This window comes from Pradoshia sp. (assembly GCF_051873915.1).
GTDB lineage: Bacteria > Bacillota > Bacilli > Bacillales > Pradoshiaceae > Pradoshia.
The window spans coordinates 23,936-31,734 of the sequence record NZ_JBJEFJ010000162.1 but is presented as its reverse complement, the minus strand read 5'-3'; the positions used below and the strand labels follow the sequence as shown (position 1 = coordinate 31,734).

Annotated in this window: 6 protein-coding genes; all 6 read right to left on the bottom strand. The window is 44.0% G+C overall.

Translation table 11 applies throughout. The features are described from left to right. Positions 1-157: 157 nt before the first annotated feature. A complete protein-coding gene (gene coaE, locus ACI35L_RS14390; RefSeq protein ID WP_439803154.1) occupies positions 158-751 on the bottom strand; it encodes a dephospho-CoA kinase in 594 nt (197 codons plus the stop codon). 19 nt (positions 752-770) lie between these two features. Beyond that, entirely contained in the window at positions 771-1,409 is a 639-nt protein-coding gene (gene ytaF, locus ACI35L_RS14385; RefSeq protein WP_439803153.1) for a sporulation membrane protein YtaF, read from the bottom strand. Positions 1,410-1,480: 71 nt separating this feature from the next. Continuing rightward, a complete protein-coding gene (gene mutM, locus ACI35L_RS14380; protein WP_049669903.1) occupies positions 1,481-2,308 on the bottom strand; it encodes a DNA-formamidopyrimidine glycosylase in 828 nt (275 codons plus the stop codon). Positions 2,309-2,331: 23 nt separating this feature from the next. Beyond that, complete coding sequence (polA, locus tag ACI35L_RS14375; protein ID WP_439803152.1) at positions 2,332-4,959, bottom strand: DNA polymerase I; 2,628 nt, start codon at positions 4,957-4,959, stop codon at positions 2,332-2,334. A gap of 164 nt (positions 4,960-5,123) precedes the next feature. Beyond that, positions 5,124-6,893, bottom strand: a complete 1,770-nt coding sequence (gene pnpS, locus ACI35L_RS14370; RefSeq protein WP_439803151.1) for a two-component system histidine kinase PnpS — start codon at positions 6,891-6,893, stop codon at positions 5,124-5,126. Beyond that, positions 6,893-7,603 carry a response regulator transcription factor gene (locus ACI35L_RS14365; protein WP_049669901.1) on the bottom strand — a complete coding sequence of 237 codons (711 nt, stop codon included), beginning with the start codon at positions 7,601-7,603 and terminating at the stop codon, positions 6,893-6,895. The genes pnpS and ACI35L_RS14365 overlap by 1 nt, the downstream gene beginning before the upstream one ends. Between the last annotated feature and the right edge of the window lie 196 nt (positions 7,604-7,799).

The following is a 7,799-nucleotide window of genomic DNA, read 5'->3' as shown; positions in this document are numbered from 1 at the left end:
CTGCCCCGATTGTTCAAGAAGTCACTCCCAATCCAATTGTACCGTAAAATAGATTGCAGCTTCCCTTTTTATTCAAAAGCAACAATCTTTACGAAAACAGCCAATAAAAAAGGACTGCTCCGCTTGTTTTTATACGGAACAGCCTTTATTGCCTGTCTTATTTAAATGTGTCCATAATCTGCTTCATCTGTTCAATCGTTTCAGAGATCGGCCCATTATTATCAACGATGTAATCAGCCAATTCCTTTTTCTCATCGATGGGCATCTGCGCATGAATCCGAGCCAGGGCATCAGCTTCCATATACCCGTCTCTTTCCATCAGCCGTTTTAGCTGGGTCTCCTTCGTAACATAAACAAGAATCGTCTCCTCCACCATATGAGTCAGCTTACTCTCAAACAATAAAGGAATATCCATAATAACGATGGATGCCCCTTCTCCAAATGCCCGCTCCGTTTCCTGCCTCATCCATTCTCTCACAGCCGGATGGACAATAGCATTTAATGTCTGCCGTTTTTCTTCATTCGCAAAAATAATAGAACCGAGTCTTTTCCGGTCAAGTGTTCCATCCGGAAGCAGGACATCATCTCCAAAGGCCTTTCTGATCTTCTCAAGAGCCGGCATGCCCGGTTCAACAACTTTCCTGGCCGCGATATCTGCGTCAACGACAGGATAGCCCTGTGAGAGAAGCCAGTTAGATACTGTGCTCTTCCCACTGGCAATTCCGCCTGTCAGCCCGATTATTTTCTTCATCATTTACTGTTTCCCCTGTCTAAAATAGTTTACTGATCCCTAGTGCAATTAAGACAATTCCAGGTACAAAGGACAAAATTTTCGCGGCAAAAGAATCATTTAAGTACTTTCCAGCCTGAAGGCCGGCCTTCATGAAAATGGCGCTCATAATAAAACTGAGCAGCACGACCGTCACGAGTGGATAGTCGAGAATACCGGCACCAATACCTGCGCCAAACCCATCAAGAGAAAGCGCAAAGCCTAGAAAACAAGCTTCAAGACCTGTAATTGTTCCGGAACGGTCAAAGTCAGCGCTCAGCGGCTTCTTCAAAATATGAATCACTAGACCAATTGATTTGATTTCCAGCTGAAACAATGTGCGTTCATCCACATTCAAATACACATCATCATTTTGCTTTAAATTGCTTGCGGCCGTCCATATGCCTAATGAAATGAGGATAAGCCCTCCAATCATGCCTGCCCAGGACTCTGCCATGAAATGTTCACTCACAGATCCCGTGAACATGCCAATTGCGAAGCTTAAGGCCGAACATGCGGCAATAATCATTATGGATCTTAAGGGAATTGCCACATTGCGCATTCCATAGGTCATTCCGACACCGCAGCTATCCAGGCTGACTGCCATAGCGAGTAAGAGTATTGAAGCCAAGTGCTCCATTGACAGGGACTCCTTTCAACAATCAATACCCTACTATATGACAGGAGCCTATCTTTGGTTCATGGCCATTATCAACGTTTTTGACAGGAAGGACAATAAACAGTCCCCCTTCCTCCTACGGTGATTCTCTCCATGATGGAGCCGCATGTCTTACATGGCTGGCCCTTTCTCGAGTAAGCAAACAATTCAAGCTGGAACATACCAATCTGGCCCTGTGAATTTACGTAAGAGCGAATCGTGCTGCCCCCTTTTTCAATCGCCTCAGCAAGCGTAGTCTTAATCGCCGTATAAAGACGCTGAATCTCCTCCTCATTCAAGGATGAGGCCGCCCGCTCTGGATGAATACCGGCATGGAACAAAGCCTCATCCACATAAATATTCCCAAGACCCGCGAGCAAGCGCTGGTCAAGCAGAACAGTCTTGATGAAACGATGCGTCTTGGCAAGCCCGGCTGCCAGGTGCTCTGGCGTGAATTCATCTGAAAATGGTTCAGGTCCTACCTTCGAAAGCGGCAGCACATCCAGCTCTGTTCCTTTCGGGAATAAATGCATCGTGCCGAATTTGCGCACATCTCTGTATCTTAACTCGGTACCGTCTGTGAATTGGAATATGACATGAGTATGCTTATCCATCTCTTCGCTCTTGTCAAAAAGTCCGTATTTCCCTTCCATACGCAGATGGGATACGAGACTATAATCATCTAAATAAAAAATCAAAAACTTGCCGCGGCGGCCGATTTCGCGGATGGTTTGCCCCTTCAGGAAAAGGCAGAAAAGTTCAGCATCATCCGGTTCCTTGATGATCTTCCCCCATCGCACCTCTACATCCTCTATTGTCTTACCGAGCACCATGGCTTCGAGTGTTCGCCTTATTGTTTCTACTTCTGGTAATTCAGGCAAACAAATAACCCCCTTTTACTGCTCTATTTTGCGTCGTACCAAGTGTTTCCGAATGAATAATCCACCTTAAGCGGAACGCTCAATTGGATTGCATTCTCCATTTCCTCCGGTACGATTTTCTTTAAGATGTCTATTTCATCCTTCGGTGCTTCAAAAATCAATTCATCATGCACCTGAAGCAATAACTTTGCCTTTAAGTTCTCTTTCTTCAGCCGGTCATTCATGTGGATCATCGCCAATTTGATAATATCTGCTGCACTGCCCTGAATCGGCGTATTCATCGCTGTCCTTTCGGCAAATCCACGGACATTAAAGTTTCGATTATTGATTTCCGGAATATAGCGGCGTCGGTGAAGAAGGGTCGTGACATAACCGCATTCCTTCGCATCCTCAATAATATCCTTCATATAGCGCTGTACTCCTGGATAACTTTCCAAATAACGTTCGATGAAGGTACCGGCTTCCTTACGGGTAATATTCAAGTTTTGGGATAATCCATAATCACTGATACCGTATACAATCCCGAAGTTAACAGCTTTAGCCTGCCGCCTCATATTAGAGGTCACTTCCTCTTCCTTCACATGGAAGACATCCATCGCTGTTTTCGTATGAATATCCATATCTTCTTTAAAGGCATTGATTAAGTTCTCATCATCAGCAATATGGGCAAGGACGCGAAGCTCAATTTGGGAATAGTCAGCGGCAAATATGACCCAGTCCTCCACTGACGGAACGAAGGCTTGTCTAATTTTCTTTCCTTCCTCAAGCCTGATTGGGATGTTTTGCAGATTCGGATCCGTCGAACTTAGGCGTCCTGTCTGTGTAAGCGCCTGATTGAAGCGGGTATGAACCTTGCCATCCTCATGAATAACCTTCAGCAAACCTTCGATATAAGTAGATTGCAACTTGCCAAGCTGGCGATAATTGAGGATTTCACGAATGATTTCATGCTTGTTTTCAAGCTTCTCCAAAATGTCCGCAGACGTGGAATAGCCTGTTTTTGTCTTCTTGATGACCGGCAGACCTAAACGTTCAAAGAGGATCACCCCTAATTGCTTCGGTGAGTTAATATTAAATTTCTCACCTGCCAGGTCATAGATTTTCGCTTCGATATCAGCAAGCCTTGCAGCGAGCTCTCCGCCCATTTCCTTCAGTCTTTCCTTATCAACCTTGACACCTGTAATCTCCATTTCCGCAAGGATCAAGGCGAGCGGCAATTCTAAATCCATCAGCAAGGATAATTGTGCATTCGCAACAAGCTGGCTTTCAATACTAGCTTTGATCAAGCCCATCGACTGAGCTTTGCGTGCGATATGCTCACCGTAAACCTCAGGATTTGGAATCTTCCGTTTTGCTCCTTTTCCATACACATGCTCATCTGTTTGTATATGACCGGCACTATGTCTTTTCGCAAGGTCTGCCATATCTACTTCCGGCTCAGCCGGGTTTAACACATAGGAGGCAAGGAAGAGATCAAACGCGACACCCTTAAGCTCAACGCCATAGCGGTGAAGGGCAACAACCGCCTGCTTCACATCATGCACCGTTTTCTTCATGTCCGGATTCTCTGCCCATGCCTTAAAAGCAGCAGATTCAACAGCTGTTTCCGTCTCCATGAAGAAGGTGCCCTTAGCATTGGAAATGGCCAAGCCTTGAATAGGCGCTGTATGGTAATTATCCTCTAAGATTTCTACAAAAAGAGCTGTATCGTCCGTGAATATATCTTCGGTGATTTCCTTAACGAATGTATAATCAATCTCTTCAAGCACTTCATCTTCCTGTGCGTTGAGTGGATCCATCTTTTCAATCAAGGTTGCAAAGCCGAGCTCCTTATAAATCGCCAGAAGCTTTTCTTGGTCTGCTCCTGTGTAATCGATCTCCTCTAGACGAACTTCGATTGGCGCTTTCTTCTCAATCGTTGCAAGCTGCTTAGAAATGATGGCCTGATCCTTATATTCCTCAATCTTCTCCTTCAATTTCTTGCCGCTTACCTCCTCAGGAGAATTAACCACCGCTTCCACACTGCCGAATTGGTGCAGAAGCTTCAACGCTGTTTTCTCACCAACACCCGGAATGCCCGGAATATTATCGGAGGTATCCCCCATCAAGCCTTTCAAATCAACAATCTGTTCAGGAGTCAGATTATATTTCTCTCGAATATGCTCAGGTGTGTAATCCTCCATATCCGTAATTCCTTTTCGGGTAATACGGACTGTCGTCTTCTCAGAAGCAAGCTGCGTCAAATCCTTATCACCAGAAATGACCGTGACCTTGTAGCCATCACCCTCCGCAAGCGTGGCAAGGGTGCCGATAATGTCATCTGCCTCATAATTTGTTAATTCATAGCGGGAAATTCCGTACGCATCCAGCAATTCTCGAATGAATGGAAACTGCTCAGACAGCTCCGGCGGCGTTTTTTGACGGCCTCCCTTATATTCAGCGAAGGTGCTGTGGCGAAATGTCGTTTTGCCCGCATCGAAGGCAACGAGCATATGGGTCGGCTTCTCTTCTTCCATAATTCGATTCAGCATCATCGCAAATCCATATATGGCATTTGTATGTACGCCCTTATCGTTATTGAGTAAAGGCAAGGCGAAAAATGCTCTGTAGGCAATGCTATTTCCATCTATTAAGACGATTTTTTTATTCATGCTTTCCTCCCGTATCTAACCGATTATCTTATCCTCTATTCTAACATGAGTCATGATTGAAAGAAAAACAGCTGTTCTGTATCTCAAAGACAGCCGTCAGAATAGATTAGTAAACATTAAAAAACTCCCATCACGAATGCACCCGTGAAAGGAGTTTTCCTTCTTTATTTCCCTTTTCCTGTATGCTGCTCCTTAGGGATGATTACTGTAAAGGTACTTCCCTCATTAAGCTTGCTGTCTATCGTGATTTCACCATGCTGAGCCTCGAGAATATGTTTCACGATGGCCAGTCCAAGTCCCGTTCCTCCGCTCTCTCTGCTTCTGTCCTTATCAACACGGTAAAAGCGTTCAAATATGCGTGGAAGCTCCTCTTCATCAATCCCGATTCCCGTGTCCGCTATCTTAATATAAACCTTGTCCACATCCTCGCTTGCAGATATAGTTACTTTCCCATCTGCCGGAGTGTAAGAAATGGCATTGCTGACGAGATTAATGATCACTTGCTGGATACGAAAAGGATCTGTTTCACAAACGATTGGCTGATTCAGGTCATTTAGGACAAATTGAATGTTCTTCTTGGCTGCCTTCTTCTCCAATATCTCGTACGTATCTCGCAAAACAGGGACGATATCCACCTTCTGCAAATCAAGCTGGAATCCCTGCTGCTCCACCTTAGACAATTCCAGCAATTCCTTGATTAGTGCTTGAAGCCGGTTACTTTCCTTCAGAATGATGGAGAGGAAATGATTTAGTGTATCCTTATCTTCCTTTGCTCCATCAATCAATGTTTCCGTAAATCCCTTTATGGATGTAACAGGCGTATTCAATTCATGTGACACATTGGCTACGAATTGCTTCCGCACGGTTTCGAGCTTCTTCAGCTCCGTAATATCATGGAAAACCAAAATAATTCCTTTCCATTCACCCTTCGGACCAATAATCGGGGCCCCGTACACTTCGAAATTCTTCCGTTCAAGACCGATTGTCAAGACAATTTGTTTTTTTATTTTTTGCTCGACCATGAAGATTTCCTCAATGAGAGCATTTACTTCCTCACGATGGATTACCTTGTAATAAAGCTCCGACAAGTAATCCTCTTCATTTTCTTTAAAGAGATTCAGGTAAGCACGATTGACCATATTGATATATCCTTTATCATCAATCAATAGCAAGGCGCTTCCCATATTCTCAATCAAAGTACTAAGCCGGTCTTTTTGAATATCATAGGCGATTTTCATCTCTTGCATATCACGGGCAAGCTGATTAATGGAATCATTCAGCAGCCTCGCTTCCTTGTTGCGGCCAATATAAGTGCGTGCACGATAATTCCCTTTCGTCAGCTCCTGCACCGCATGATAGGCACTATCAACAGGCATGAAATACTTCTTAATGATCTTAAAAACAAATAGCATGATAACGATGAATGCCACTGCCAAAAATGACAGAGAGGTTGTCCAGATCGATAACCCTCCCATAATGACATTCTTCTCTTGACCAACCAACAGGATGCCTTCATCCGATTGAATGGGAGAAATATAATAGAATAATCCGTCATCATGAAGCTCCCCGAAAACCGGTTCAGCTGAATGATCCCCGAACTCTTCCAACTTCGCTTGATAAAGAGCCAGCTCCTCACCTGTTGTCCCTTCTTCTACATACCTCTTATCAGAAAGAACCTCGCCGTCACGGTCAGTCAGCAGGATAGAAATACCCAGCTCTTTACTGAGTACCTCAAGCCGGCTATTAAGCTCCGTTGTATCCTCTAGATCAGCGAGCTGCCATTCGATCACTTGCGCCGCATTCTTCAGGTCATTCCTCGTATCTCTTTCCAGATACATCGTGAACACCTTTCCTAATAAAAGTCCAAACAGAAAGGAAATAATCAGGATAGCGGAGGCAATCTCGAACGTCATCATTCTTCTTGATTTCTTCATTATCTCGGTTCCTCTAGCTTATATCCAAGTCCGCGTACCGTTTTAATATAGACTGGTTTCTTCGTATCCTGTTCGATTTTTTCACGTAAATGACTGATATGCACATCCACAATTCGTGTATCCCCAACAAAGTCATAATTCCAAATGACATTCAAAAGCTGATCCCTTGTGAGAATTCTTGACTTATTTTTCGCTAGATAAGCCAAAAGTTCAAATTCCTTCGGTGTCAACTCAAGCAATCCATCACGAAGATAGGCTTCATATCTTTCAATATATATTTTCAGTTCGCCGACTGTGATGAGGTCTGTATCATCCTCTTTTGACTCAGCGGCTGTATTAATCATATCCACTCTTCTTAGGAGGGCCTTTACTCTTGCCACAACCTCACGCGGGCTGAATGGCTTAGTCATATAATCATCGGCACCCAGCTCAAGTCCAAGAACTTTATCGAACTCTTCGCTTTTGGCAGTGAGCATCAATATTGGGACCGCAACCTTATTCTGACGCAGGATTTTGCAGACCTCAATCCCGTCAAGCTTAGGCAGCATGAGGTCCAATATGATCACATCTGGTCTTTCTGTCATTGCCAGCTGCTTACCCATTTCCCCATCCATCGCCTTAATGACGGTAAACCCGGCTTGTTCCAAATTATACGTAAGCAAGGTAATGATTGATTCTTCATCTTCCACAACTAGGACTTTTTTGCTCATCTTATCCTCCATCCGCTTCCCGATATATTAACTTCATTTCTAATAGCTTATGTTTGAATAGTCCTCTCTATTTATTTCATTGCCATAATCCATTCTGAATTATGCGCTCCAGACCAATCAATAAAGCATTTATCACCAATGTCTCTTCCCCAATTATACCAATCTCTCACCATTATATATGAAAAGATGAAATCTT

Excerpts from the sequence above, each read along its gene's own strand:
- coaE (WP_439803154.1), bottom strand. The coding sequence starts at position 751 with ATGAAGAAAATAATCGGGCTGACAGGCGGAATTGCCAGTGGGAAGAGC.
- ytaF (WP_439803153.1), bottom strand. The coding sequence starts at position 1,409 with ATGGAGCACTTGGCTTCAATACTCTTACTCGCTATGGCAGTCAGCCTG.
- polA (WP_439803152.1), bottom strand. The coding sequence starts at position 4,959 with ATGAATAAAAAAATCGTCTTAATAGATGGAAATAGCATTGCCTACAGA.
- pnpS (WP_439803151.1), bottom strand. The coding sequence starts at position 6,893 with ATGAAGAAATCAAGAAGAATGATGACGTTCGAGATTGCCTCCGCTATC.
- ACI35L_RS14365 (WP_049669901.1), bottom strand. The coding sequence starts at position 7,603 with ATGAGCAAAAAAGTCCTAGTTGTGGAAGATGAAGAATCAATCATTACC.